Genomic DNA, 24,746 nt, shown 5'->3' on the forward strand with positions numbered 1-24,746 from the left:
CTATCCTTCCCCCCATGCACCCCTGGCACGACCTGCCCCCCGGAGACAACCCGCCCACGCTGCTGCGCGTCGTCGTGGAGGTGCCGCGCGGGGACACCACCAAGTACGAACTCGACCGCGAGTACGGGGTGCTGGCGGTCAACCGCATTTTGACGCCGCCCGTACCCTATCCGGCGCACTACGGCTTCGTGCCGCGCACACTCGACGAGGACGGCGATCCGCTCGACGCGCTGGTGGTCATGCAGAATCCGGTCGTGCCGCTCGCGGTGCTGCGGGCGCGGCCCATCGGGGTGGTCAAGCTCGAGGACCGGGGGCAGATTGACGACAAGCTGATCTGCGTGCATGTGGACGACCCGTCCTGCGTGGGCTTCCACACCTTCGGGGACCTGCCGGGGCACGATCAGGAGCGTTTCAAGTGGTTTTTTGAGGTCTATCAGGACCAGCTTCAGCGCGACGTGCGGGTGGCCCACATCGGCGGGCGGCAGGAGGCCGAGGCGTCGGTGCGGCGGGGGCTGGAGCGGTACGCAGCGGCCTTTCCGGACCGCCCGGAGCCGCGCCCGCGCTGAGGGACCGGGCTGAGGGACCGGAACGAGCCCCTGCACGCCGGGAGAGGATACTGAACGCGGGAAGCCGAAGCGAGGAGGGCGGAGGCGGCAGCGGGGGCGCAGGCGTGACAGCGGGCGCGGCAGCGGGCCGAGACGACGCCCCAGGTCACACTCGCGGCCCTGACCGCGCTCGTTCTGGTACGCGACGTGCTGAACCCCCCCCACCCCTTCTGCGCGCCCATCGCGGCGGTAATCGGGCTGAATGCCTCGCTGGGTACGCGGGGCACGAACGCGCGGCGGCGGCTGGGGGTGGGCGAACTCGCGGTCCTGGGGAGCGGGGACCTGGCCTTTGCGGTGGCGACCCTGGTGGCCGTCAGCGCGGCGCAGGCAGCTTCCAGTGCGGTCCCGACGGTCACGGTGGCGGGAGGGGAGGCCGGACTCGGCCGACTGACCGACGCCCTGATCGGCGTGGCAGTGGCGCCCACCTTCAGCCAGGGCCTCTTTCTCCCTGAGCCGCTGGGGCTGCTGCGCCGGGCACAACGGGCCGCTCTGCTCGACCTCGCGGTCGTTCCCAGGCCGCCCGCGACCTGACACACGGGCCTGCCGGATGAGGCGGGTTGAGGGCGGGCCCGAACAGTTGGGGCCGGGTCCTCACTGACTCGGCGCACACGAGCTTGTGCTCCTCTTCCCTTGCGCGTGACTCGTGTGAGGCAGTGAACCCAGGACCGCGCCCCACCCCCTCACGGCAGCCCCAGCACCTCAAGCAGTTCCGTCGCGGCAGCCCGCCCCGCCCGGTTCGCGCCGATGGTGGAGGAGGACGGGCCATACCCCACGAGGTGAATGCGCGGGTCACGGGCGACCTGGGTGGCGAGGCGTCCGGTCATGACGATGCCGCCCCCCGGCTCCCGCAGCCCCAGGGGCGCGAGATGGTCAAGCGAGCTGCGAAAGCCCGTGCACCACAGAATCACGTCCGTCCGCTGCTCGCTGCCGTCTTCCCAGCGCACGCCGGTCTCGGTGATCTCGCGGAACATGGGTCGGCGCTCCAGCACGCCCCGCGCCCGCATGGCCTCTACCGCCGGGGTCACCGGGAGCCCGGTGACGGAGACAACCGACGCCGGTGGTAGCCCACGCCGCACCCGGTCCTCAACGAGCGCGACCGCCGCGCGACCCGCCTCCTCGTCAAAGGGACCCTCGCGGAACTGCGGGGGGCGGCGCGTCACCCAGGTGGTCGTCGTGACCCGCGACACCTCGTCCAGCAGTTGCAGGGCCGAGATTCCAGCGCCGACAACCACCACATGCTGCCCGGTGAACTCTGCGGCCGTGCGGTAGTCGCGGGTGTGAAGCTGCCGCCCGCGGAAGCGGTCCGCGCCCGGATACGCGGGGATATACGGGCTTTCCCAGGTTCCGGTGGCGTTGATGAGCCCACGGGCGGAGAGGTCGCCCCGGTCGGTCTCGATCCGGAAACGCTCGCCGCGCCGGGTCACCAGCGTCACCCGCACAGGCCGGAAGACGGGCAGCCCGAAACGGCGCTCGTAGGCCGCGAAGTAGCGCGGCACCGCGACGCTGGCCCGCACCTGCCCCTGCCCGGCCCCCGCGACCTCCGAGAAGGGCATCCCCGGCAGGTCGTGCAGGCGGTTGACCGTGCTCAGCGTCAGGCTGGGCCAGCGAAACTGCCACGCGCCTCCGGGCTCGGGCGCGGCGTCCAGCACCACGAAGCCCTTGACCGGGGCGAGGCCACGTTGCGCGAGGTGGTACGCGGCGGAGAGGCCCGCCTGCCCCGCGCCGATCACCACGACCTCGGTCTTGATCGCCGCGCCGGGGACGAGGGTGGGGGGGGCAGCAGTCACTGGGACCGGTCACCCGGGCCGGACGACCCCGCCGGGTACTCCTCCAGCGGGACGCGGCCCGCCGCCCAGCCCTCCAGCACGGGCGTCACCACCCGCCACGCTTCCTCGGCCTCGTCGCCCCGCACGGACAGGGCGCTGCCGCCCGCCAGCACGTCGCGCAGCACGCGGGCGTAGGGGGGCAGGCCACTCTCCGGCGGGGGTCCAGTGAGGGCGAGGGGCACGGGCTGCGGCCGCGACCCGGCGCTCAGGCCGCTCAGGTGCAGGCCGAGGTCGGTGGGGCCGTCCAGCCCGATGCGCCACTCGTTGGGGGGCATATCCTCTGACTCTCCGAAGGGTGAAGGCTCGGCGGCCCGGAAGCGGACGACGATCCCCTTGCGCCGCGCGGAGAGCGCTTTGCCTGCCCGCAGGACGAAGCGGGTGCCCTGCCAGCGGGGGGTATCCAACTCCAGCACGACCTCGGCCCAGGTTTCGGTCTCGCGGGAGGGGTCCACGCCCTCCTCGGCGGCGTAATCGGGCACCTCGCCTCCGCCCGCCCCGCCCGTGTCGGCGAGGCGGCCCGCCGTATAGCGGGCGCGGCGCGTCTGCTCCTCCACGGCCTGCGGGGTCAGGGAACGCACCGAGCGCAGCGCCGCCACCTTGGCGTCCCGCAGGTCGCGTTCGTTCAGGCTGGCGGGCGGCTCCATCGCGGCGAAGCACAGGACTTGCAGCATGTGGTTTTGCAGCACGTCCTTCAGGGCCCCGGTCCCGTCGTAGTACCCGGCGCGGCCCTCCAACGCCAGGGTCTCCTCCCAGAGAATCTCGATCTGCTCGATGTGCTCGCCGGTCCACAGGGCCTGAGCCACCCGGTTGGCGAAGCGCAGGCCCAGCAGGTTCTGTACCGGGGCCATGCCCAGCACGTGATCGACCCGGAAGACGACCCGCTCGGCCTCCTCCCCGTAGGTGTCCGCGAGCAGGGCGTTGAGCGACCGCGCCCCTTCCAGATTCTCCCCGAAGGGCTTTTCCAGCACCACGCGGCTGCCCGGCGGCAACCCGGCGGCCCCAAGCGCCCGCACCGCCGGGGCGAAGAGGCCGGGCGGCAGCGCGAGGTAGGCGGCCAGGGGCCCCTCGCCGGGAAGGGCGGCCAGGGCGGCAGCCACGCTTTGCGGGTCGGTGGCGTCCGTCTGGCGGTAGCGCAGCGCCCCCAGCACCGCCTCACGGGAGGCGGCGGGAAGGTCGCCCGCGTGCTCCTCCAGACCCTCCGCGACTTGACGGCGAAAACCCTCGTCGTCCCCCTTACGGGTCGCCGCCCCGAGGATCTGGAAGCCGCCGGGAAGGTCCCCCTGCGCGTGCAGTGCGGCCAGGGCGGGCAGCAGAAAGCGGCGGGCGAGGTCACCCGTGGCGCCGAACAGCAGCAGTCTCTCGATCATGCGGGCCTCCTTCCGGGGGTCCGGGCGCTCACCCGGCGAACTCGCGGGTGGGCTGGCCCCGGACGCCGACCTCGGCCCGAAAGAGGGACCCGGCCAGCGGGTCTTCGCCCGGCTCCAGGTTCTCGCGCGAGGTGGTGATGTAGAGCGTCCCCAGCCCGGCGCCCCCGAAGGTACAGGCCGTGACCTTTTTCGTGGGGAGTTCGATCACGTCCGCCAACCTGCCGTCCGGCGCATAGTGCCGCACCGCGCCGCCGTTGGAGAGGGCCACCCACACGCCTCCCCGCGAGTCCACCGTCAGGCCGTCGGGCCGCAGTTCCTCGCCCCGCAGGTCTACGAAGGGGCGCCGGTTGGTCAGGCCCCTTTCGCGGTCGTAGTCGAAGACGCTGACCTGAAAGGTCGCCGTGTCGTTGTAGTAGGCCAGCGAGCCGTCGGGGCTCCACTCCAGGCCGTTGGAGACGGTGACATTCTCCAGCACCACCTCCACCGTGCCGTCGGGATTCAGGCGGTACAGCTTGGCCGCGCCGGGCGTCTGGTCGTAGGCCATCGAGCCGCAGTAGAAGCGGCCGTCGGGGTCGCAGGCGCCCTCGTTCATACGGACGCCGGGGGCGCTCCAGACCTCCGGGAGCGTGCGGAGCGTCCCGTCCGCGTCCTCCAGCGCGAAGCCGCGCTCCACACCGATCACGGCGCCGCCCCCACGGCGGGGGCGCACGGCGGCGGCCACCCTGCCGACGTGCCGCCGCTCCACCATTCCGCCCGGCCCCAGCGACAGCACGTCGCCCGCGAGCATGTCCACCCAGCGCAGGCCGCCCCAGCGCCCGGACCACACCGGACCCTCGGCGTGGTAGGCCACCGGGTCCGTCACCTGTTCTGCTCGCATGCTCCTCGCCTCCCCTGGTGCCGCCAGCGTAAAGCCTGGGGGCGGCGCCAGAGCTTGCCCTTTCCCTTCATGAAGCCGCGCCGGACGGTACCTGTGGGTACGATGCGCCCATTCACATCCCCGCAGGAAGACTCGCCAGCGGCCTGTCGCCTCCCTTCCCCAGGAGAACCTCATGGCAGATTCGAAGTACCGCTCCGCCACCCTGATTGCCGCCGGGGCCGCCGTCGGCGGGCTGCTCGCGGGCGGGGACACCTCGACCCTGAACGGGGGCATCGTCGGCATCCGCACCACGCTGGAGCTGGAAAGCGGCTCGGTGGGGTTCGTGACGGCCATCAGCCTGCTGGGGGCGGCGGCGGGGGCGTGGTTCGCGGGACCACTGGCGTCGCGCTACGGGCGGGGCCGCATCATGCTGGGGGCAGGCATCCTGATCGGCCTGGGGTGGCTGGGCGTGACTCTGGCGGGGGGGGTACTGCCCCTCGTGCTCGCGCGGGTCGTGGTGGGCCTGGGTCTGGGTGCGGCGAGCGCGGTCGTGCCCGGCTACATCAGCGAGGTCGCGCCGACCGCCATCCGGGGCCGCCTGGGCACCTTCTGGCAGATTTCCATCGTGCTGGGGCAACTGATCGCCCTGATCGTGAGTTACCTGCTCACCCTCTGGGCGGGGTCGGAGGCGGCTCCCCTCTTCTTCGGGGCTGCCGCGTGGCGCTGGATGTTCGGGGTGGCGGTTCTCGCCGCCCTCGCCTATATCGTGATCACCCTGCGGCTGCCGCGTACGCCGCCCGAACTTGTCCGCGAGGGCGACGTGCAGGGGGCGCAAGAGGTCCTGACCCGCCTCGGCGGTGGGGAGGGGGCGAGCCGGGAGCGGCTGGCAGAAATTCAGCAGGGCCAGGCGGACGCGGGGGGTGAGCGCAGCCTCGCAGCCCTGCGCGGCCCGGCCCTGGGGCTGAGGCCCATCGTCTGGACGGGCATCGGGCTAGCGGCCTTTCAGCAGCTCGTGGGGATCCAGATCGTCAAGGTCTATTCCAACACGCTGTGGCAGGCGGTGGGCTTCTCGACCGATCAGGCCTTCCTGACGAGCATTCTCACCGTGGGCCTGAGTGTTGTCGCGGCCCTGATCGCCATCGGGATCATCGACCGGGTGGGGCGGCGGACCATGCTGGGCGTCGGCGGTGTCTTCCTGGTGATCACGCTGGGCACGCTGGCCGTGGTGTTCGGCAATGCCGGGGACGGGGCGGAAGGGCCGGTGCTGACCCAGGGTTCGGCCATCATTGCCCTGAGCGCCGTCGGCGTGTACTCGCTGGCCTTCGGCATCACCTGGGGGCCGGTGATGTGGGTGATGCTCAACGAACTGTTCGCCAGCAACCTGCGGACCACGGCGGTGGCCGTCTGCACGGCCGTCAACTGGATCATGAACTGGGCGGTCGTCCGGACCTTCCCCAGCCTGGCCGACCTGGGACTGGGGCTGGCCTACGGGGTCTACACGGTCTTCGCGGTGCTGGCCCTGCTCTTCGTGTGGCGAACGCTGCCGGAGACGCGGGACCGCTCGCTGGCCTAGGCTGGCCTAAGCTGCCGGGCCGCCCCACGGAGGCCGGTCCCGGTGCGAAAGACGGCTCAGGGAGGGCTAGAGTGCCCCCATGATCGTCGCCTTTGTCAACCCCGCCGGACTCCTGACCCGTCCCGGTCCCGACGACCCCGACCCCGGCGAGGCCCCCGCCGCACTCGCGGGCCTGCTGGGTGCCGGGGCCGACCTCATCCCCGTGACCGGACTGGACGAGGAGGAACTGCTGGAGGTCCCGGCCCTCTTCACGTCCTGGCAGATTCTGCGCCACGGGGCGGTCGTGCTGACCCCCGACGGCGAAGAGGACCCGGCGTGGAAGCGCCTGAGCCGCGAGACACTGACCGAGCGCGGGGAAGCGCTGCGGCTGGCGCACCAGGCGGCCCAGCACATCGGGATGCTGGGCCAACTGGGCACTGAGGCTAGGCTGCATGAGCGCGGCGGGCTGCCCCTGCGCGTGACTGTGCGCCATCCCTACGGGGTCGCCCCGGCCCTGGCAGCGGCGGCGCGGGAGTGGCGGGCTTGGCTGGACGAGGGACCCTTCGCGGGCGAGCTGCGGCTGCGGGAAGAGCCGGAGGAACTGGTGCTGCTCCCCCGCGAGATCAACCCCGAGAGTGCCGTGAATTACGTGCTGGGTCAGCTTCCAGACGAGGTCACCCTGCGTCTGGGCGTCAGCGCGGCGGCCAGCGACGCCCCCTTCCTGGCCCTGTGCGACTACGCGGTCGTGCCGGGTGGCGGCGGGGTGCTGCGCTCGGCCCTGGAAGCGGCCGAGGAGCAGATGGAGGACGACCTCGGGTGACGCCTCCGCTGCCACCCTTCGTTCGGCGTTTTCCCCTTTATGCCAACGTCTACCTGCTGGACAGCCCCGACGGACGTCTGCTGGTCGATACGGGCACCCTCGCCCATGTACCCCGGCTGGCGCGGCTGCTGGCGCAGTTCCGGCCCGACGCGGTGGTGCTGACCCATCACCACATCGACCATGCGGGCGGGGCGCCCTTCGCGGCGCGGCGTGGCCTCCCTATCCTCGCCCACACGCCGGAACACCCCTACCTGACGGGCGACGTCCACGACCTGCCTTATCCGGCGGGCCGTCCGGAGATCGGGAAGATCGTCTCGCGCCTGCATCCCAAGGTCCCAGCCCATGCTCTGCGCTCCATCCAGCCCGGCGAGAACGTGGCGGGCTGGGAGGTGGTCGCGCTGCCGGGCCACACGCCGGGGCAAATCGGCCTGCTGCGGGACGGCGTGCTCGTGGCGGGAGACGCGGTGGTAGGTGGCCCGACCGGGGCGCACCTCCCCCGCACCGCCTACAACGCCGACAACCGGGAAGCGGCCCGCACCCTGCGGCGCATCGCGGACCTCGCCTCCCAGCTGGTGCTGCCGGGCCACGGCGCTCCTCTCACCCCCGAGCAGGTGCAGCGGCGGGCAGAACGGGACCCGGAACCCTCATCGCTCGTCACGTGACGAGTAAAGCTCAGTTGCCGTCCAGCAGCGCCTCGATCTGGCCCAGTAGGCGATCCAGCTTGCGGCGGCGGGCGGGGTCGAGGGCGGTCAGGGTGCGGCGGTCGGAGAGGCGGCGGGCGACGGTGCGGGCAGGGTCGGCATCCACGCGGCGCGGGGCCACCTGCTCGCGCAGGGCCTGCACGGTGGCTCCGGCAGCGGCAGCGTCCAGCAATTCAGCGCGGCGGGTGGGGTCCTCGGCGCGGCCAATCACCAGCGCCTTGCGGTAATCCAGCCCGCCCTCGACGGCAGCCTGCACGTCCTCCGGCAATGAAAGGAGGGCGGCACGGTTTTTCACGAACGACCGCCAGCTCTCACGGCCCAGCGCCCCGAAGACGGTGTCCAGCCGCTCCACGGCCCCCGGATTGTCCTCCGGTCGGCGGTCGAGGGCGAACAGGCGGGGGACCACTTCGTCGGGTGTCAGGCCCAGGGTGGCGGCGGCGACCCCCAGGCGGGCGCGGACCTCTTCGAGCGGATTGAGGTTCTCGCGCTGGAGGTTTTCTACCGCCGCCGCCAGCCGTGCCCCCTCGTCGCTGAGGTCGCGCAGCAAGACGGGCACCTCGGCCAGCCCCGCGATCTGGGCCGCCCGCCAGCGCCGCTCGCCCGCCACGATCTCGTAACGGCTGCCAGACAGGGGGCGCACCAGCAGCGGTTGCAGGATGCCCTGCTCGCGAATGCTGGCGGCGAGCGCCTCCAGCCCCTCGGAGGCGAACTGCACGCGCGGCTGAAACTGGCCCGGCTGGAGGGCTTCCAGCGGCAGGGTGGTCGTGGCGGGCTGGCTCAGCGCCTCCACGCCCTCCACCAGCCCGCTGAGACGGGCACCGATGGCCGGGCGGGGACGGCGGGTCACGCGTCCCCCCACCGGTCAGACACTGCGGGACCGGGGAAGGGCAGCCCCACCACCCCGGCGATCTCGGTGGTCACCCGCTCCACGTCGCGGTGGACAGGCGAACCCGGCGCGTACACGCCCACGGGCTGCCCCGCACTCGCGCTGTCGTTCCACACCGCGCCCCGGTCAGGAATCGGGCTGGCGAGGGGCCGCAGCATCCCCTGGAGAGCCGTCAGAGCCTCGCGGTCATGCGAGCGCCGCGCGTCGTACAGGGTGGGCACGTACAGGGCCACCGTGAGGTCCGGGCGCAGCTTGCGGTAGGTCGCCATCGCCTCGGACAAGCCCGCCAGCGCGTTCATGCCCTTCTGGCGGGTCGGCACGGGCACGATCAGGTGGTCGGCGGCGAGCGCCCCCAGAATCGAGAGCTGCCCCAGACTGGGCGGGCTGTCGATCAAGGCCACGTCGTAGTCCCCGGCAACCGCCTGGAGGCCCTGGCGCAGGTGCAGGTGCGCTCCCACCACGCCCATCATCTGCCCCTCGGCCAGCGCGAGCGACACGTCGCTGGGAATCAGGGCGAGGCCGTGCACCCGCACCGGGGAGGGGAGGGGCTCGCCCCGCGTGGCCGTGGCGAAGACGGTCTGCTCCTGCCCCACGCCCGTCACCCCCAGCCAGTCGGTGAGATTGGCCTGCGGGTCGAGGTCCACGAGCAGCACCCGCAGCCCCGACCGCGCCAGGCTGTAGCCCACGTCGCGCGTGAGGCTGGTTTTCATCACGCCGCCCGCGTGGTTGAAGAAGGTCAGCGTCCGCATCCTGCCTAGCCTACCCTGCGGGGCCTGGGAAGCGGGGCTCATGCCCCCTCTCCCAGTCGCTCGCGCAGCCCTTTGACGAACTCGGGAAGGGCGCCACGGGCCGCGTGCGTGCTGGCCTCGCGCACCAGGCTGGTGGCCGAGAGGGTCCCCGTTTTGCAGGCCGTTTCCAGGGCGCTCCACTCGCCCTCCCGCAAACGGCGGCGCAGCAGGGTCCGGAGAGTGGCCTCTGCGGCCTCCCATTGGCCCCCAGGAGGCAGAGCAAGGAGAACCTGCTGCTCTTCCTCGAACTGTTGCTGCGCGGCCCGTTCCTGGGCCTCCTGTTGCCTTTCTTGCCGGGCGCGGGTTTCCTCGGCGTCGGCGTGGGGGGCGGGCACCGTGTCCTCGGGCAGGGTGTACTTCTCGGGATGTTCCAGAAAATCCGCGATCAGGCCACCGGGATTACGGATGGGCGTGGGGCTGGAACTGCGCCGCAGCCGCAAGAAGGCGATGGCCTCCTCCACCCGGTCGGGGTACTGCTTGGCGAGGACGTTGGCGCGGGGGGCCGACACGCCCGCCTCGCGCAGTGCCTGCACCAGTGCTGGGTCCGGCGTGTCCTCGGTCCGGAAGCGGTAGGTGATCTGGGTCGTTCCCCGCCCGCCGTCCGTCTCCACGCTCTCGAGATACCCCTGGGCAATGAGCTCCTGGTGGGCTTCTTCCAGGGTGCGAATAACCCGCGACGGCTTGCCCTCACTGATACCGCAGGCGGCCCGCCAGTCGTCCAGCCCCGCCGTGACGCTGTCGGCCCGCACGCCCGTCTCGCGGTAGCGGTGGGCTTCCAGCAGGCGGTACAAGGCCCGCGCGGGCGGCTGCTCGATCTGATGCAGCAGCCGCCCGTCGAGTGCCTGGGTATACCCGGCCCGGATGCTGGCGGCGAGCTGATCCCCCAGCTTGATGCTGAGGGTCGCGTCGGGCACGAGCTGCCGGGCGCGGTCGGCGTCGGGGTCGGCGCCCTCGCTCTGGTCCCAGTAGGTGATGCGGTCGATCAGGCGCAGGGTCTGGTTGGCCCAGGTCGTGCGGCCCGTGTCGGCCACCCAGCCCTCGCTCACGATGAAGCCCGTCGACCACAGCCGCAGCAGCGACTCGCGCAGGCGGTGGTAGTTCTTGCCGTTGTTGACGAGAAAGCTGGCTTCCCGCAGTTCGTAGGCCGAGGTGTGCAGCCAGTTGTCTTCAGGCATGCCCTTTTGCGCGAAGAGGGTCTCGATGCCGAGGATGACATTGGTGTCGCCGCCTCGTGGGCGGCCGTCGGCGGAACGGCCCTCGACCCGGAAGCGGCGGTCGGCGATCTGGAACTCGCTCGTCCAGCGGGTCTCGGAACTCAGGCGAGTCTGGATGCTGACGATCCCCAGACGGGCGATGTTGCGTTCGTCGAGCAGGGTGACCTGGTTGGGTTTTTTCGCTGGACGCATGTAGTGTTGTTCCTTTCTTTGTAAAAGATATAAAAGAACAACAACAAGGCGGACCCCACTTCGCGTCCCAGACGGCGTTTTTCGGCAAAAACGGACCAAAGGTATCGCTATTTTGATCCCAAACGGACCAAAGGTATCGCTAGTTTTGACCCCAAACGGACCAAAGGTATCGCTATTCCGGGTAGGGAGTACGGATTTAAGGCTGTTTCGATCTCATTTTCGTGGAAATGCCCACGCAGACGGCAAAAACGGACCAAACGGACCAAAGGTATCGCTAGTTCTCCAAAATCAAACGGACCAAAGGTATCGCTAGTTTTTTGCCAAACGGACCAAAGGTATCGCTAGTTGGAAAATGCGTCCCACACAGAGAAAACCTAATGCACTCTCCCAAACGGACCAAAGGTATCGCTAGTTGGACTCGGGTACAAAACATTCGCTTTGTAACCTGTATCACCCGATTTTAAGGCTCAAACGGACCAAAGGTATCGCTAGTTTCGACCCCAAAAAAGGGTCGGAATTTCTCGCCTTTGGCCCCCGTTTTGGGGTGGCTGGCGGGGGCGCTTGATCGTCCTCGCATTGGGTTCAAAAACGGGCGTATGGCGTCGCCGTTCCCTCTTCATTCACCGTCACTGCGGCGAGGTGAGCCGCCGCCCCGCGATCAGCCGCAGCGTGAACAGGACCCCGAACGCTAGGACGACCATCAGGCCACTCAGAGCCAGTGCCGGGGCGAGATCGCTCTCGGCGGCGCTGTAGATCGCCAGGGGAACGGTGCGCGTCTCGCCCTGAAGGCTGCCCGCGAACAGCAGGGTGGCCCCGAATTCGCCCAGTGAGCGTGCCCAGGCCAGGACCGCGCCCTCCAGCAGAAAGGGAAGGGCGAGGGGGAGGGTCACCCGGTGGAACAGTGCCCAGCGCCCCGCCCCATCCACCCGCGCGGCTCCCTCCACATCGGGGTCGAAGGCCAGAAAGCCCGCGCGGGCCGCCCGGACATAGAAGGGCGCACTCGTGAAGACCTGCGCCAGCACCACCGCCCCCGGCGTGAAGGCGAGGTCGATGCCCGCCACCTCCAGCGGCCGCCCCAGCAGCCCGTCTCGCCCGAAGGCCAGCAGCAGTGCCACGCCCGCCACAACTGGGGGCAGCACCATCGGCAGGTCGAGCAGGGCGTCGAGCAGCCCCCGGCCCGGAAAGCGCCGCCGGGCCAGTAGGTAGGCGACCGGGGTGCCCAGGGTCAGCGTGACCAGCAGGGCCGCCCCAGTCGTGACCGCGCTCACCCGCAGGGCGTCCCGCACTGCTGCCGAGTCCAGCGTGTCCCATACTGCCGGGGTCAGGGCGTCCAACAGCAGGGCGAGGATGGGAAGCAGCAGCAGCCCCGCCATCAGGGCACTGAGTAGCGCGGGGACCGGGTGGGGCGCCGGGTTGCTTCTCACGGGGCGGGCAAAAAGCCCCAACGCATCAGGATGCGCTGACCCTCCGGCGAGCGCACGAAGCGGACAAAGGCTTGGGCGGCCTCCACCTCCTGACTCCCCTTGAGCACTCCGATGGGGTAGGCGAGGGGCGGGTTCAGGGCGTCTGGCAGGGGGTAGGTCCGCACCTTGCCGCGCAGACCCGGCGTTACGTCCGAGCGGTAGACGAAGGCAGCGTCAGCCTGACCCAGGCTCACCTTGAGGGCCACCTGCCGCACGTTGGGCTCCTCGCTGACCACGTTCGCCCGCACCCGTCGGGCGAAGTCCGGGCCGTAGCGCCCCGAGGCCGTCATCAGTTCCAGCGTCCGGGCGGTGGCCTCCCCAGCGGGCACTTCCGGCCCAGCCACCACCAGCCGCAGCCCCGGCCGCGCCAGCCCCGCCAGTCCCCCGGCGAGGGGCCGCGCCGCCGGGGTGATCACGGTGAGGCGGTTGCGGGCAAAGAGGGTTTCCGGCCCGGCCAGGCCCTGCGAGCGCAGCGGCGCGTACTGGCTCAGGCTGGCGCTGGCGAACACGTCGGACCGGGCTCCGCGCTCAAGCTGGGTCCGCAGATTGGACGACCCCGCGAAGCTGAAGCGGGTCTGGTGCCCGGTCCGCGCGTCGAAGACCCGGCCAATCTCGGTCAAGGCGTCTGTCAGGCTGCTCGCCGCGAAGACCGTGAGCCGGGCGGCCCCGGCCTCTCCCACGACAATGAGCGAGAGGGCGGCAAGGGTCCGCCGCAACAGGGACGCCAGGTGGGGAGAACGCCGCATGGGGCGACCCTATCCTGCCCATTCGGGAGCGTCAATTGGACGCCGCCCGACACGGTGGAACCGCACTGCTCGTCACGTGACGAGCGACGTGGAGGCACCTGCCACCCTTGCGTGGCGAGGTTCGGGAGCAAGCAGCTTCAGTTGGATGGGAGGACAGTGACAGCCGCCTTGGCCCGCCTCCCTTCCGCTCCGCGACTTTTGGGCTTCGTCCAGACCCTGACTGTGACGAGGCGTGGACGGCGTCGGCAGTTCAGGGTGACAGCGTATACCCCTTGGAGATACGTGACTGAGTACCACTTTGGGGTATGCCGAAGGGGATGTTCAGCGTGGGCCGTCTGCGCCGGGCTTGCGCCAATGAATCCGGCGTGCTTGACCCCCGGTGTCCAGAGGCCCTGGGACACTCAGGGCTGACCAGGGCTTGCGTGAACCCACGATTCTGTACATAGAGATGGCTCGTGGATTGGCCCCTGCTACCCTGGGGGGGTATATTGGACTTCAGATGTCGGCCCTGGTCCTCTCCCTTCCTCTCCTCCGCCAAGGAGTTTCATGACCCCCACCCCGGCTCCCCTGAGCGCCACCGACGAGAAGGTTCTGAACCGCCTGCGCCGCATCGAGGGTCAGGTGCGTGGTCTTCAGCGCATGATCGAGGAGGGCCGCGACTGCCATGAGGTCCTGACGCTGCTGTCGGGCATCCGCAGCGCCCTCGACGCCACGGGTGACACCATCCTGGAGCAGTATGCTTCGGGTGGCCGCGCCCACGGGGGCGAGCCCATCACCCCGCAGGACGTGGTGCGGGCGGTCAAGCTGCTGCGAGGGTAGGGGAGTTTTCAGCGGTCAGCCCTCAGCCCGGAGCGGTGTGGTGGAGGCTGGCCGCCCCCCGCCGTACAGTGACCCCATGACCACCACCCTGACCCGCGTGCCCCTCCTGATCGGGGGCGAGGCCGTGATGACCGCGCAGACCGACCGCGTGACGCAGCCCTACACCGGGGAGGCCCTATACGACGTGGCCCGTGCCGGGGAGACGGAGCTGCGCCGGGCGCTGGACGTGGCGAGCGAGGCGTTCGACGAGGTCCGCCGCTGGCCCGCGCACCGCCGCGCCGACAGTCTGCGCCGAGCTTCTGCGCTGCTCTCGGAGCGGGCCGACCTCTTCGCCCGGACCATCGCCACCGAAGCAGGCAAGCCGCTCAAGGCTTCGCGGGTGGAGGTCGCCCGCAGCGTGGAGAACCTGTCGTTCGCCGCCGACGAGGCGCTGCGGCTGTCGGGCGAGGGGATTCCGCTGGACGCCAGCCGCTTCGGCGAGGGCCGGGTGGGCTTTACCCGCCGCGAGCCGCGCGGGATCATCGCGGCGATCAGCCCCTTCAACTTTCCGCTGAACCTCGCGCTGCACAAGGTCGGCCCGGCGCTCGCGGGCGGCAACGTGGTGATTCTCAAGCCCGCGCCCCAGACGCCCCTCACCGCCAATCTTCTGGCCGAGCTGCTGCGGGACGCCGGATTCCCGCCCGGCGCGATTAGCGTGCTGCACGGCGGCGCGGAACTGGGCGCGGCACTGACCTCGGCGCCGGAGGTCGCGCTGGTGACCTTTACCGGCAGTCCCGGCGTGGGCGAGAGCATCAAGCGCGGCAGCGGCCTCAAGCCCGTCGTGCTGGAACTCGGCAACAACAGCGCCAACCTCGTGGACGCCGAGAGCGACGTGGAGGGCGCGGCGCGGGCACTCGCCGCCGTCTCCTTCGCCTACCAGGGGCAGGTGTGCATCCACCCCCAGCGCCTGATCATCCACGAGGCCGCCTACGACCGCTTCCGGGAGGTCTTTTTGGAGGCCAGCCGCGCCCTCGTGTGCGGCGACCCCCTCGACGAGGCCACCGACGTGGGGCCGATGATCGGTGCGGCGGCGCTGGAGCGGTTGGGAGGCTGGATCGGGGAGGCGCAGGCCCTGGGCGGTCGCCTGCTGCTGGGCGGCATCCCCCAGGGCAACATCCTGCCCCCCACCGTGCTGGAGGACGTGCCTGAGCACGCGCACCTCGTCGCGGAGGAGGCTTTCGGCCCGGTGGTCGTCCTCTCCCGCGCCGCGAACTGGTCAGCGGCGATCGCCGCCGCCAACCGCAGCCGCTACGGCCTCCAGACCGGAGTGTTTACCACCAATCTTCAGCATGCGCTGGAAGCCGCCCGCGACATCGAGGCGGGCGGGGTGATCGTGAATGACCCCAGCACCTTCCGGGTGGACCAGATGCCTTACGGGGGCATCAAGGACAGCGGCTTCGGCCGTGAGGGTGCCCGAGCCTCGGCCGAGGAACTCACCTACGTCAAGACCGTCGTGCTGCGCTAAGAGCCGCGCCAGGCGGGGGTTGATGGGGGTGATTCGTCTTAAACGTGACTTAATGAACTTTCCGAAAATGTCGTCTGGGACTGCATTTTTTGGCGGGCTTCTCCGCCGAATGCGTGCTGGAGGGGTTGTTTGACGAATACCCCCCCTTTCCGCCGTCCAGCACATATGTCATGCTGCACGCCATGACGAAGAAAACGACGAAGGCAGCGGCCAGCAAGAAATCCGAAGGCACCACCAGCCGTGGTGGCAACGGCGGCGCGACCCGTGGCCGTGGCGCGGGCACGAGCGCGGGCGGCAACGCCGAGAGCGGCAGCGAGCGCACTGGCAAGGTCGCCAAGACCCAGCTCGTGGAGCAGGTCGCCGAGAAGACCGGCCTGACCAAGAAGCAGAGCGAGGAAGCCGTGAGCGCCATGCTCGACGTGGTCGTGGACGCCATCCGCAGCGGCCAGAGCGTGGGTCTGCCCGGCCTGGGCACCCTGAGCGTCAAGGCCACCGCCGCCCGCACCGGTGTGCGCCCCGGCACCTCCGAGAAGATCCAGATCCCCGCGGGCAAGAAGGTGGCCTTCAAGGTCGCCAGCACTCTCAAGGGCAACCTGTAAGCTTCCGCCTCTGACCAAGCCGTCTCCCACGCGGGGGCGGCTTTTTTTGGCTGCCAGTTGCCAGCGGCCAGCAGGGGCGCCGCTTTGGCGTAGAGTTCCGTGCATGGCGCAGTTCTGGGACGAGACGGCCCGTGCCCTCTTGGCGCGAACAGCGAGTGGTGACCCCACGCCGGGGGGCGGGGCGGCGGGGGCAGTGGCGGCGGCCTTCGGGGTCGCGCTGATAGAGATGGCGCTCAACATCGCGCTGGAGCGGTCGTGGCGGGAGGAGGCCCACCCGGAGCGCCGCGCCCTGCTGCCGTGGCTGGCCGGGCAGCGCGAGCACCTTCAGACGCTGGGGCAGGCCGACGCGCGGGCTTTCGGGCGCTTCGTGGAGGCCGCCCGCCAGCCCGGCGAGACGCCGGAGCAGGCCGCCGAGCGGGAAGCCGCGCTGGAAGACGCCGCCCGCCGCGCCGCCGGGGTGCCCCTTGACCTCGCGCAGACCGGGGTGCGGGTGCTGGAACGGGCCGCCGAGGCGCTCTCGCTCTCGCCCACGCTGGTCGTCAGCGACGTGGGCGCGGGAGCGGGCCTGCTCGCCGGAGCGGTGGACGCCGCCCGCGTGACCGTGGAGGCCAACCTCTCCCGCCTGCCGGTCGCCGAGGCCCAGGGCCTGCGCGACGAGAGCGCTGCCCTGGCCCGCCGCGCCCGCGAACTGGCGGACGGGGTGCTGGGGGGGGCGCTGGAGCGGATGGAGGAGCGGGCGGGAAGTTAGTCCCGGACCTCCACCTCAATCGGCAACTCGCACGCCGTCACCTCCCCATGCGGTGAGACGGCCAGCACGCGGCGCTCGGCCAGGGTCCACAGCGCCCGGTGAATCGCCATCTCGGCGGCGGGGTCGCCCGAGGGCGCGAGGCGGTCGAGCAGCCCGGTGTAGCGTAGCCCCTCACCCTGACCGCCTGCCCATCCGGTCGAATCGGCCAGCAGCGTGAGCACCCGCCGCTGCTCGGGCGTCTCGCCCTGCGCGATCAGGGCGGCCCTGGCCCGCGCAGCAGCCACCCGCGCCTCCCGCTCGCGGCGGCGGGCGGCCAGCGCGGCGGCCACGTCGTCGGGCAAAGGCGCACCGGGGCGGGCGTGACGGCGCTCGATCAGGCGTTCGAGATGTTCGTCGGCGCGGGCGCGGGCGCTGCCACCGAGGTCTTGGGCACGGCCCTTCAGGCGGCTGGCGGTGTCCTGCACGCGCGAGTCATGGCGCAGGGAATCGGCGGCGCGGCGGGCAGCCTGGCCCACGCTGGCCGCCTCCTGCCGGGCCACGTTGCGGAGGATGGAGCGCAGTTTCATGGAGTCAGGTACGGGGGTGGGGGAGCGGGGGTTCCGGGCACGTTCACGGCCCCTCGATCACCTCCACCCGCTGCGCCTGCCCCTGCGCGGGCGGCAGTCCCGTTGCCGACTCCACGCGGGGGGCGGGGGCCGTGTAGGTGCCGGGGGCCAGCGCCCGCAGGCGGTAGCGCACGGTGGTCACACCCGCCGGGAGGCGTTCGAGGTAGAAGACGGCCCGGTCGTCGTATAGCGAGCGGTCGGCCCACGCCGCAGTCGTCTGCCCCGCGCTCGCCACCGCGCCGGGAAAGGCGAAGGGGCGGTCGTCCACCGCTTCCAGTCCGCCGGGAAGGGGGTCGGTAAGGCGCAGGTGCCGCAGGGCGACCGGGGTCCGCAGGGTGAGGGTCACCGTGACCAGCCCGTCGCGCTCGACCCGCGAGCGGTCGTAACGCCGCTCCACGACGATGGGGGAGAGGGCCGCCGGTTTGCTCCCCGCTGTCCGCGCGTCGAGTTCGGCCCGGTAGGCGAGAGGACCACTGGCGGTGAGCCGCAGGGGCGAGGCTGCCCCGCTGGAGGGCAGAGACAGTCGCACGGGCGGGCCGAGGGTCAGCTCGCGCGAGAAGCTCCCTTGTATGACGGTCACGCGAGTCTGGGGGCGGCGCGTCTCGCTTGTCACGGCGCCCCGCAGCGCCCCCAGCGCGGCGGCGGTGGCGAGCGGTCCTTCCCACGCGCCTCCCGTGCGGCGGTCCAGCAGAGTCTGGAGGAGCAGGGGAGCGTCGGTCTTCTGCCCCATCGCCTGCGCGGCGTCCAGCAGGTACGCGGTGGCCGTCACGTCGTCCGCGAGGAGGAGGCCGCCGTCGGGGGTGCGCTCGGCCTGTGCCCGCGCCGCCCGGTAGAGGGTGAGCGCCGCTGCCCGCGCCCCTGCCGCCGGGGAGGAGGCGAGCGCGGCGGCGAGACGGGCCTGTGAGTACGCGTCCCGGACGGTACCCGCGCGGGCCAGGTTCAGCGCCGGAGCTGCGTCCCCCGCGAGGGCAAGCGCGGCGGCGAGGTAGGCGCGGTCCCCGGCGCTCGCCTTTCCGAGCAGGCCCCGCGCCGCGTCTGCTGCCCCGCGCAGGGTGGCCGCGTCGGTCAGGCCCGCACCCTTGGCCCCCACCAGCGCGGCAAGCGCGTGGGCGGTCTGTTCGGCGGTCACCGGACCTTGCGCGGTCCAGGCCCAGCCCGCGCCGTTCTCGCTGCCAAACGGCCGCAGCGCCAGCAGCGTGGCGAGGTCGCGCCGCGCCTGCAAGAGCGCCCGCCCCCGCACGTCCGGCCACCCCAGCGGCCCCGCCAGCCCCACGAGGTCGAGGTTGGCCCTCAGCCGCGCCGCCACCGCGTCGGTGGTGGTCCAGCGCTGGGCCGGGTCCGCAAGGTACGCGTCCAGATCGGCCAGCGCCGCTTGCAGGGGCGTGGCGGCCAGGGTGAGGGTCAGGGCCTCCGCCTGCGCCCCGGACGGAACCCCGAAGTCCACCGTCCGCGTGCCCGCCGCCGCCAGCGTCCCCTCGCGGGTGAGGCGGGTGCGCGGCCCGGCGGGGCGCAGCGGGAGGGTCTGGCGCACGGCGTCGGCCTGGCCCCCTGGCGCCGTCGCCCGTGCCTCCAGCGTGAGCTTCTGGCCCGTCACCGGGGCCTTCAGCGGAAAGCGGGCCAGCGCGTCCCCGCCGTTCAGGGTGAGCGTCCGGGTGATGACATCGGCGCCCACGCTCAGCGCGACCTGGGCGGTCTTCGCCCCGCTGCGGGCCTGTACGCCCAGGTACGCGCTCCCCACGTCCCCCTGCGTCAGCACGCGCGGCCCAGTCAGGCGCACGGCGAAGGGGAGGGCCGCCGTGATTCCAGCTCGGGTGTCCCCCGCTCCACCCGACGGGGTAAAGGCGCGGGCGGTGATCCGGTAGCGGCCCAGCGCTTCCGGCAACTTCACCTTGACCTGGGCGCGGCCATCCGCCCCGGTCTGCACGGCCCCGAAATAGGCGACCTCGCGCAGGTCCTGCCGCAGCGGGGCGCCACCCTGGTCGGCCCCGCCGCCCCCGCCCCCGTCGGCGGGCGCCCCGGCGCTGGAACGCACCTCCAGCCGGGGATAGGTGGCCCCCCACAGGAAACGCCACGGGTCGGGGCTGGGGTCGGGGGCCACGTCATAGACGGCCTCGTTGACCACAGCCAGCGTGACGAGGGCCGCCGCTCCCTTGCCCCCGGCGCGGGTGTCCACGCTCAGGGTGACCTCCTCGCCGGGGCGGGCCTGATCGCGGGCGGGCTTCACCGTCACCGCGAGCTGGCGGTCGGAACGCGGCACGTACAGCAGCTCCGTCCCGGCCCGGACGCTCTCGGCCCCGGCCACCGCCGTCGCCTGCACGGTGAAGCCCGGCGAGAGGTCGGGGGTCACCTTCCAGGTCAAGGTCTGGGTGCCGCCCGTCACCTTCACCGTGCGGGTGGTCAGGCGGCCCTCGGCGGCGGCGGTCAGGCGCACCAGGGTGCCGGGCGGAAGGTTGGTCCGCAGGGTCAGGCGGGCCGTGTCGCCCAACCCGTAGGTGTCACGGTCGGGGTCCAGCGCCAGCGTATAGCGCACGCCGGGCGCCTGCGAGGACGGCTCGGGCACCCAGCCCAGGCTCACGGAGGAGCGGGTGACTCGTCCCGCCGCGTCCTTCGCTTCCAGCCGCAGGGTGTAACTCCCAAACCCGGTCGCGGGCGCCGTGACTGTCAGCGTGCCGCCCGCCCCGCTGCGGAGGGTCTGCGTCTGCACGGTGGCCTGCCGTTCGCGGTACTCGATGCGCCCGCCCTGCGCGACCCGCTCCTGCCAGTTCCGAACCACGGTGGCGGTCACCGCGCGGCCGGGGAGGGGGGTGCCCGGTCCCACCGCCCGCACCCGCAGGGCCGCGCTCGCCTGGCCCCCCGTCAGGGTCGGCCAGCGCACGAGGTCCAGCCGCACCCCCGCCGGATGCACTGTGACGGGCACGCTCGCCAGCACGTCGCGCCCGTACTCGTCGCGGGCGCGGGCGTAGACGGTGTAGTCGCGGGGCCGGGCGTTCGGCGCGGTGGGGCGCAGGGCGGCCGTCCCTGCCCCATTTCGCGTCTGGGTGCGGGCGGCAGGGGCGCGGTTCGTGGGCACGGTCAGGTAGGCCGAGCTACGCCACGTGTCCGGCGAAATCCATTCGAAGTCGGGCCGTCCGCTGATCTCTGGCACAGCCCCCGGCCACAGCTCCGACTGGTCCGAGCCGCCCAGCAGCGTGAACTCGACGGGCACGTTCGCCCCGCCCCCCTCGTACCGCTCGGCGCGGGCGGTGACGGGCACACTGGCCCCGGTGACAACCTCACGCGGCGCCGTCACGTCCAGCGTGAACTGCGGCTTGACGAAAGCCTGCACCCGCACGGGAACCGAACTCACGTCGGGGAGGGGCTCCGGGTTGGCCGGGCTGGGGGCGGCGGGCAGCTCGGCCTCGATCCGGTACTCGCCCGTGCGGACGGCCTCCGGCAGCGGGAAGGAGAAGCGGGCGAGCCCGGAAGCATTCGCGGTCACGCGGGCCTGCGCGAGCACGTCGCTCTGACCCGACACCAGCCGCACCGTCAGCGCCCCGCGCCAGGGCGTGCGGGTGCCCGCCCCCAGCGAGCGCACCACCGCCAGCCCCTGCAACGTCTCGCCGGGGCGGTAGACCGGCTTGTCGGTCTGAAGGTAGGCCCGCGCCCGCTCCGGCTCCCCTCCCCCCAGGCCGTAGTCGTCCACGCCGAGCACGGCCCGGTGAACCGTCCCCCCCAGCGGGACCTGCCCCCGCAGCCATAGCCGCTCGCCGTCGCGCAGCGCGAGGCGGGCGAACCCCCGCGCGTCGGTCGTGACTGGGGCCAGCACCCGCGCCGGGCGGTAGCGCCACGCCCCCTCCGCCCGCTGCTCCTCCTCGTTGGGTGGGCGCAGGGCCACCGCACTGAGGCGCACGCCGGACAGGGGAGCGCCCGTGTCCAGCCGGGTGGCCCAGACTTCCACCCCGCCCGGCGTGGCGAGGGTGGTCAGCGCGAGATCGGTGACCTGCAACACGGCCGTCGCCAGCGGCTTGAAGGGCGCGTCCGCCCGCGCCGCCGCCACGAGGTACAGGCCCGGCGCGAGCTGGCCCACCTCCAGCTCGGTGCGCTCGCCCCTGGCCGTCACCTTCAGCGTCCGCACCGCCAGACCCGTCACCCGCAGGGGAGGTGCTTCTTGCAGCCCTGCCCCGTCCAGCCGCACGGCGTCCAGCGGCAGCACGCGCACCTGCCAGTCGGTCGCCCGGCCCTCCGCCTTTTCCGGATTGCGCGTCAGGAACAGCGTGGCGGCCTGTCCGCTCGGCTGCGGGGCCACGAATCCGAACGTCTGCTCGCGTCCGCTCAGGTTCACGCCCGTGTCCGTATAGGCCACCGTCCCCGCGCGGGCGTACAGGATCCGGTCGCCCGCCAGCACCGCCAGCACGGGTTTCTCGCCGGGGCGTCCCTCCCGCCGCTCAATGGGCGCGAGCGGCGTGCCGGAGGGGAGGGTCTGTACGGGCGTGCCCCGCAGGTCCGGGCTGGCGTAGAGGGGCGTCGGCGCGACTGTGCGCTCGGCCCCCGCTCCCCCCAGCAGCAGCGCGAGGGTCAGCAGGCCAGAACGCAACCGGGGGAAGGCGCGGGGAGACATGGCTCAGCGTACCGCCGGGCCGTGAGGTATGCGCCTGCCTAGCCGCCCAGCGCCGCCCGCGCCTGGTTACGGAAGCGCAGGAGCTCCTTGCTCTGCGGGTCGATCTTCAGCGCCTGCACGGTGTACTTCAGCGTCTTGTCGTGGTCGCCCGACTGGCTCCAGGCCTCGAACGCCTCCTGGCGGTAGAGGTAGTAGAGGGTGGGCACGCCCAGATTCGCCGCCCGCGCGAAGTTGTCGGCGGCGGCCTTCACATTCCCCAGCCGTAGGTTCGCCTTGCCCAGCCCCCACCAGTTGTAGGGGTCGTTCGGGCGGGCCTTGACGTTGCTCTCGCCGATGCGGCGCAGCAGTTGCCAGTTCCCGGCGGCGCTGAAGCTCTCGCCCAGGGCAGCTCGGACCTCGCCCTCCTTCGCGGGCGGGTAGGTCACCATGTATTCCCCGTTGTAGTAGTGCCACAGGTCCATCAGCTCGGCCTGGGTCAGCCACAGCCGGGCGCCGCGCAGAGGATCGGAGGTCAGGAACCGTCCGCCCTCGTACCCGTACACGGTGCGGAAGTGCGCCACGTTGCTGCCGGGCCTCAGCCGCTGCTGCACCACGACCGGGAAGCCCCGGTCCAGCAGGTCGCGCAGCAACTCCGGCGTACCCGCGTACCGGATCACGCTCCGCAACCCGAAGCGCCCCAGGTAGTTCGCCAGCTCCACGCTGGTGACCTGCGGGTCGCTCGCCGAGTCCTTGAGCGCGTTTGCGGCCTGCGCCTGCGTAATTCGCGTCCCGTAATACCCCGCGACCGTCATCGCCGTGACCGGGCCGCAGTTGTCCCGGCCCTGCGGTTCGTGAAGGATGTTCTTCAGCGTGACCTGGGCGGAGGCTGCGCCTCCCAGGGTCAGGGCAGTCAGGATGGAAAGGAGAAGTCGCCTTGACATGACCCAGTGTGCCGTTTCCGCACCCGATACCTTTCCATGTTGAATAAATGCGGCTTGCCCCTTGACCCCTTGCAAGGCGGCGGGGACCTCTCTATATCCCCCAGGGAATGTCCCCTCGCGTTCAAAATTGACGCGCACGTACACTTTGCCTATCGTGGGGGTAACGTCACAACTGGAGGCTCTCCCGATGGCACTCAAAGACCTGTTCGACCTCACCGGCAAAGTCGCCCTCATCACCGGGGGCTCGCGCGGCCTCGGCCTGCAAATCGCCGAGGCGCTGGGCGAGTACGGCGCGACCGTCGTCCTGACCGCCCGCAAGCAGAACGAGCTGGACGAGGCGAAAGCCCACCTGGAAGGGCTGGGCATCACCGCGCACGTCTACGCGCACGACCTCTCGCAGTTCGACACCATCGAGCCGCTCGTCGAGCGTGTCCACGGCGAGGTCGGTCCCATCCACATCCTCGTGAACAACGCGGGGGCCACCTGGGGCGCTCCCGCCGAGGAGCATCCTTTCGAGGCGTGGCAGAAGGTGATGAACCTCAACGTAAACGGCCTTTTCCTGCTCACGCAGGCGGTCGGAAAGCGCTGCATGATTCCGGCGAAGGCAGGCCGGATCATCAACGTCGCCTCGGTTGCCGGGCTGCGCGGCAACAGCCCCCGCATGGCTGGAACGCTCGCCTACAACACGTCCAAGGGGGCCGTCGTCAACCTGACCCGTGCCCTCGCCGCCGAGTGGGCGCGGTACGGCATCACCGTCAACTCGATCTGCCCCGGCTACTTCCCCACCAAGATGACGAAGGGCACCCTGGCTTACGGCGAGGAAACCATCCTGGGCTACACGCCCCTGGGCCGTCTGGGCGGCGACGAGGACCTCAAGGGCCTCTCGCTGCTGCTCGCTTCGGACGCCTCGGCATACATGACCGGGCAGAACATCGCGGTGGACGGCGGGATCACGGCGATTTGAAGTCGCCAGCTTCCAGTCGCCAGTCACCAGCAAAAAAGGTTGTTCTGGCGACTGCGCACTGGCGACCATAAAGGAGGACCCATGCACCTTAACGACCTCCGCGCCCGCCTCGGCGGGGAACTCGCCCTCTCGGAATGGATCACCGTCTCGCAGGAGATGGTGGATCAGTTCGCTGACGCGACGGGCGACCATCAGTTCATCCATGTGGACCCCGTGCGGGCCGCGCAGACGCCCTTCGGCGGCCCGGTCGCGCATGGCTTCCTGACGCTCTCGCTGCTGGCCGGGCACTTCATGACCGGGGGCGGCTTCCCGCCACTGGACGGGGTGCGGATGGTCGTGAACTACGGCCTCAACCGCGTCCGTTTCATCGCCCCCGTACCCGTCGGCAGCCGCCTGCGAAACCGCGCCGTCCTGCTGAACGTCGAGGACGGCGCCGGATTCGCCCAACTCACCGTCGCCAACACCATCGAGATCGAGGGCAGTGAAAAACCCGCCGCGACCGCCGAAACCGTGATGCGGGTGTACCTGTGACCGCGTTGGAGGGACCGCAGGCGGTCGCCTTCGCCCAGGGCGTGCTGGATTCACAGCCGTTCAGCGTGCTCGTCGGGGCGCGGGTGGAGCACATGGCTCCCGACGGGGTGGTCGTGCGGGTGCCCTTCCGCACCGACCTGACCCAGCACCACGGCTTCGCGCACGGGGGCGTGCAGGCGGCGCTGGCCGACATCGCCCTTACCTTCATGGGAGCGGCGGCGCTCGGCCCCAGCGTGTTGACCTCCGAGTTCAAGATCAACTTCCTGCGCCCCGGCGTGGGTGAGGCCCTCGTCGCGCGGGGCAGCGTGGTGAGCGCGACCCGGCGGCAGGCGGTGACCCGCTGCGACATTTTCGCCGTACAGGGCGGCAAGGAAAAGCTCGTCGCCACCGCGCTGGGCACCATCGTCGTGGCAGATGTGGCCCCGGCGGGGGGTGGGACGTGA

Annotated in this window: 23 protein-coding genes; 12 read left to right on the forward strand and 11 right to left on the reverse strand. The window is 71.4% G+C overall.

The features are described from left to right. Window positions 1–14 precede the first annotated feature (14 nt). Together F8S09_RS07350 and F8S09_RS07355 are read left to right on the forward strand one after the other, a co-directional pair. Entirely contained in the window at window positions 15–566 is a 552-nt protein-coding gene (locus F8S09_RS07350; RefSeq protein ID WP_152870654.1) for an inorganic diphosphatase, read from the forward strand. 186 nt (window positions 567–752) lie between these two features. After that, on the forward strand, window positions 753–1,136 hold the full coding sequence (locus F8S09_RS07355) for an aromatic acid exporter family protein (protein WP_152870656.1): 384 nt from the start codon (window positions 753–755) through the stop codon (window positions 1,134–1,136). Between the two features lie 149 nt (window positions 1,137–1,285). On the opposite strand, the gene F8S09_RS07360 is transcribed toward F8S09_RS07355, so the two are convergent. Genes F8S09_RS07360 through F8S09_RS07370 form a run of 3 tightly spaced genes read right to left on the reverse strand, consistent with a single transcriptional unit; the run spans window position 1,286 to window position 4,675 of the window. Next, complete coding sequence (locus F8S09_RS07360; protein WP_322618622.1) at window positions 1,286–2,392, reverse strand: FAD-dependent oxidoreductase; 1,107 nt, start codon at window positions 2,390–2,392, stop codon at window positions 1,286–1,288. Continuing rightward, window positions 2,389–3,798, reverse strand: a complete 1,410-nt coding sequence (locus F8S09_RS07365) for a glucose-6-phosphate dehydrogenase (RefSeq protein ID WP_152870658.1) — start codon at window positions 3,796–3,798, stop codon at window positions 2,389–2,391. Before F8S09_RS07365 ends, F8S09_RS07360 begins: the two co-directional genes overlap by 4 nt. A gap of 28 nt (window positions 3,799–3,826) precedes the next feature. Continuing rightward, on the reverse strand, window positions 3,827–4,675 hold the full coding sequence (locus F8S09_RS07370) for an SMP-30/gluconolactonase/LRE family protein (RefSeq protein ID WP_152870660.1): 849 nt from the start codon (window positions 4,673–4,675) through the stop codon (window positions 3,827–3,829). A gap of 172 nt (window positions 4,676–4,847) precedes the next feature. On the opposite strand from F8S09_RS07370, the gene F8S09_RS07375 reads away from it, so the two are divergent. The 3 genes from F8S09_RS07375 (at window position 4,848) to F8S09_RS07385 (ending at window position 7,688) form a co-directional block, all read left to right on the forward strand. Continuing rightward, window positions 4,848–6,227 carry a sugar porter family MFS transporter gene (locus F8S09_RS07375; protein ID WP_152870662.1) on the forward strand — a complete coding sequence of 460 codons (1,380 nt, stop codon included), beginning with the start codon at window positions 4,848–4,850 and terminating at the stop codon, window positions 6,225–6,227. 79 nt (window positions 6,228–6,306) lie between these two features. Then, entirely contained in the window at window positions 6,307–7,026 is a 720-nt protein-coding gene (locus F8S09_RS07380) for an HAD family hydrolase (protein WP_152870664.1), read from the forward strand. Next, window positions 7,023–7,688 (forward strand): MBL fold metallo-hydrolase, encoded by a 666-nt coding sequence (locus tag F8S09_RS07385; RefSeq protein ID WP_322618623.1) that lies wholly within the window; start codon window positions 7,023–7,025, stop codon window positions 7,686–7,688. The genes F8S09_RS07380 and F8S09_RS07385 overlap by 4 nt, the downstream gene beginning before the upstream one ends. Before the next feature lie 10 nt (window positions 7,689–7,698). Here the strand turns inward: F8S09_RS07385 and F8S09_RS07390 are convergent, their stop codons facing one another. From F8S09_RS07390 to modA, 5 genes are all read right to left on the reverse strand, one after another. Then, window positions 7,699–8,574: a ParB/RepB/Spo0J family partition protein gene (locus F8S09_RS07390; protein WP_322618624.1), complete on the reverse strand. Its 876-nt coding sequence runs from the start codon at window positions 8,572–8,574 to the stop codon at window positions 7,699–7,701. Beyond that, a complete protein-coding gene (locus F8S09_RS07395; protein ID WP_152870666.1) occupies window positions 8,571–9,362 on the reverse strand; it encodes a ParA family protein in 792 nt (263 codons plus the stop codon). The genes F8S09_RS07390 and F8S09_RS07395 overlap by 4 nt, the downstream gene beginning before the upstream one ends. A 38-nt stretch (window positions 9,363–9,400) precedes the next feature. Continuing rightward, window positions 9,401–10,807: a replication initiator protein A gene (locus F8S09_RS07400; RefSeq protein ID WP_152870668.1), complete on the reverse strand. Its 1,407-nt coding sequence runs from the start codon at window positions 10,805–10,807 to the stop codon at window positions 9,401–9,403. 626 nt (window positions 10,808–11,433) lie between these two features. Continuing rightward, entirely contained in the window at window positions 11,434–12,231 is a 798-nt protein-coding gene (locus F8S09_RS07405) for an ABC transporter permease (protein ID WP_322618625.1), read from the reverse strand. Beyond that, a complete protein-coding gene (gene modA / locus F8S09_RS07410; protein ID WP_152870670.1) occupies window positions 12,228–13,016 on the reverse strand; it encodes a molybdate ABC transporter substrate-binding protein in 789 nt (262 codons plus the stop codon). The genes F8S09_RS07405 and modA overlap by 4 nt, the downstream gene beginning before the upstream one ends. A 546-nt stretch (window positions 13,017–13,562) precedes the next feature. On the opposite strand from modA, the gene F8S09_RS07415 reads away from it, so the two are divergent. From F8S09_RS07415 to F8S09_RS07430, 4 genes are all read left to right on the forward strand, one after another. Then, on the forward strand, window positions 13,563–13,835 hold the full coding sequence (locus tag F8S09_RS07415) for a metal-sensitive transcriptional regulator (protein WP_152870672.1): 273 nt from the start codon (window positions 13,563–13,565) through the stop codon (window positions 13,833–13,835). A 76-nt stretch (window positions 13,836–13,911) separates the two neighbouring features. Beyond that, window positions 13,912–15,339, forward strand: coding sequence for an aldehyde dehydrogenase family protein (locus F8S09_RS07420; protein WP_152870674.1), 1,428 nt, complete (start codon window positions 13,912–13,914; stop codon window positions 15,337–15,339). 182 nt (window positions 15,340–15,521) lie between these two features. Then, entirely contained in the window at window positions 15,522–15,938 is a 417-nt protein-coding gene (locus F8S09_RS07425) for an HU family DNA-binding protein (protein ID WP_407643655.1), read from the forward strand. A 103-nt stretch (window positions 15,939–16,041) separates the two neighbouring features. Continuing rightward, the gene (locus tag F8S09_RS07430; protein ID WP_152870679.1) at window positions 16,042–16,686 is read left to right on the forward strand and encodes a cyclodeaminase/cyclohydrolase family protein; all 645 of its coding nucleotides are present in this window, start codon (window positions 16,042–16,044) and stop codon (window positions 16,684–16,686) included. Here F8S09_RS07430 and F8S09_RS07435 read toward each other — a convergent pair. The 3 genes from F8S09_RS07435 to F8S09_RS07450 are packed head-to-tail and all read right to left on the reverse strand — an operon-like array spanning window position 16,683 to window position 22,808. Further along, window positions 16,683–17,252, reverse strand: coding sequence for a hypothetical protein (locus F8S09_RS07435; RefSeq protein WP_152870681.1), 570 nt, complete (start codon window positions 17,250–17,252; stop codon window positions 16,683–16,685). The genes F8S09_RS07430 and F8S09_RS07435 overlap by 4 nt on opposite strands. A 43-nt stretch (window positions 17,253–17,295) precedes the next feature. After that, the gene (locus tag F8S09_RS17625; RefSeq protein WP_194165262.1) at window positions 17,296–21,888 is read right to left on the reverse strand and encodes an alpha-2-macroglobulin family protein; all 4,593 of its coding nucleotides are present in this window, start codon (window positions 21,886–21,888) and stop codon (window positions 17,296–17,298) included. 38 nt (window positions 21,889–21,926) lie between these two features. Continuing rightward, window positions 21,927–22,808, reverse strand: a complete 882-nt coding sequence (locus F8S09_RS07450; protein ID WP_152870684.1) for a C39 family peptidase — start codon at window positions 22,806–22,808, stop codon at window positions 21,927–21,929. A gap of 187 nt (window positions 22,809–22,995) precedes the next feature. Here F8S09_RS07450 and F8S09_RS07455 point away from each other — a divergent pair, with 187 nt between their 5' ends. The 3 genes from F8S09_RS07455 (at window position 22,996) to F8S09_RS07465 (ending at window position 24,746) form a co-directional block, all read left to right on the forward strand. Beyond that, window positions 22,996–23,772 (forward strand): SDR family oxidoreductase, encoded by a 777-nt coding sequence (locus F8S09_RS07455; RefSeq protein ID WP_152870686.1) that lies wholly within the window; start codon window positions 22,996–22,998, stop codon window positions 23,770–23,772. 81 nt (window positions 23,773–23,853) lie between these two features. Further along, on the forward strand, window positions 23,854–24,303 hold the full coding sequence (locus F8S09_RS07460) for a MaoC family dehydratase (RefSeq protein WP_152870689.1): 450 nt from the start codon (window positions 23,854–23,856) through the stop codon (window positions 24,301–24,303). Further along, a complete protein-coding gene (locus F8S09_RS07465; RefSeq protein WP_322618626.1) occupies window positions 24,300–24,746 on the forward strand; it encodes a PaaI family thioesterase in 447 nt (148 codons plus the stop codon). The genes F8S09_RS07460 and F8S09_RS07465 overlap by 4 nt, the downstream gene beginning before the upstream one ends.

The organism is Deinococcus terrestris (assembly GCF_009377345.1).
Lineage (GTDB): Bacteria > Deinococcota > Deinococci > Deinococcales > Deinococcaceae > Deinococcus > Deinococcus terrestris.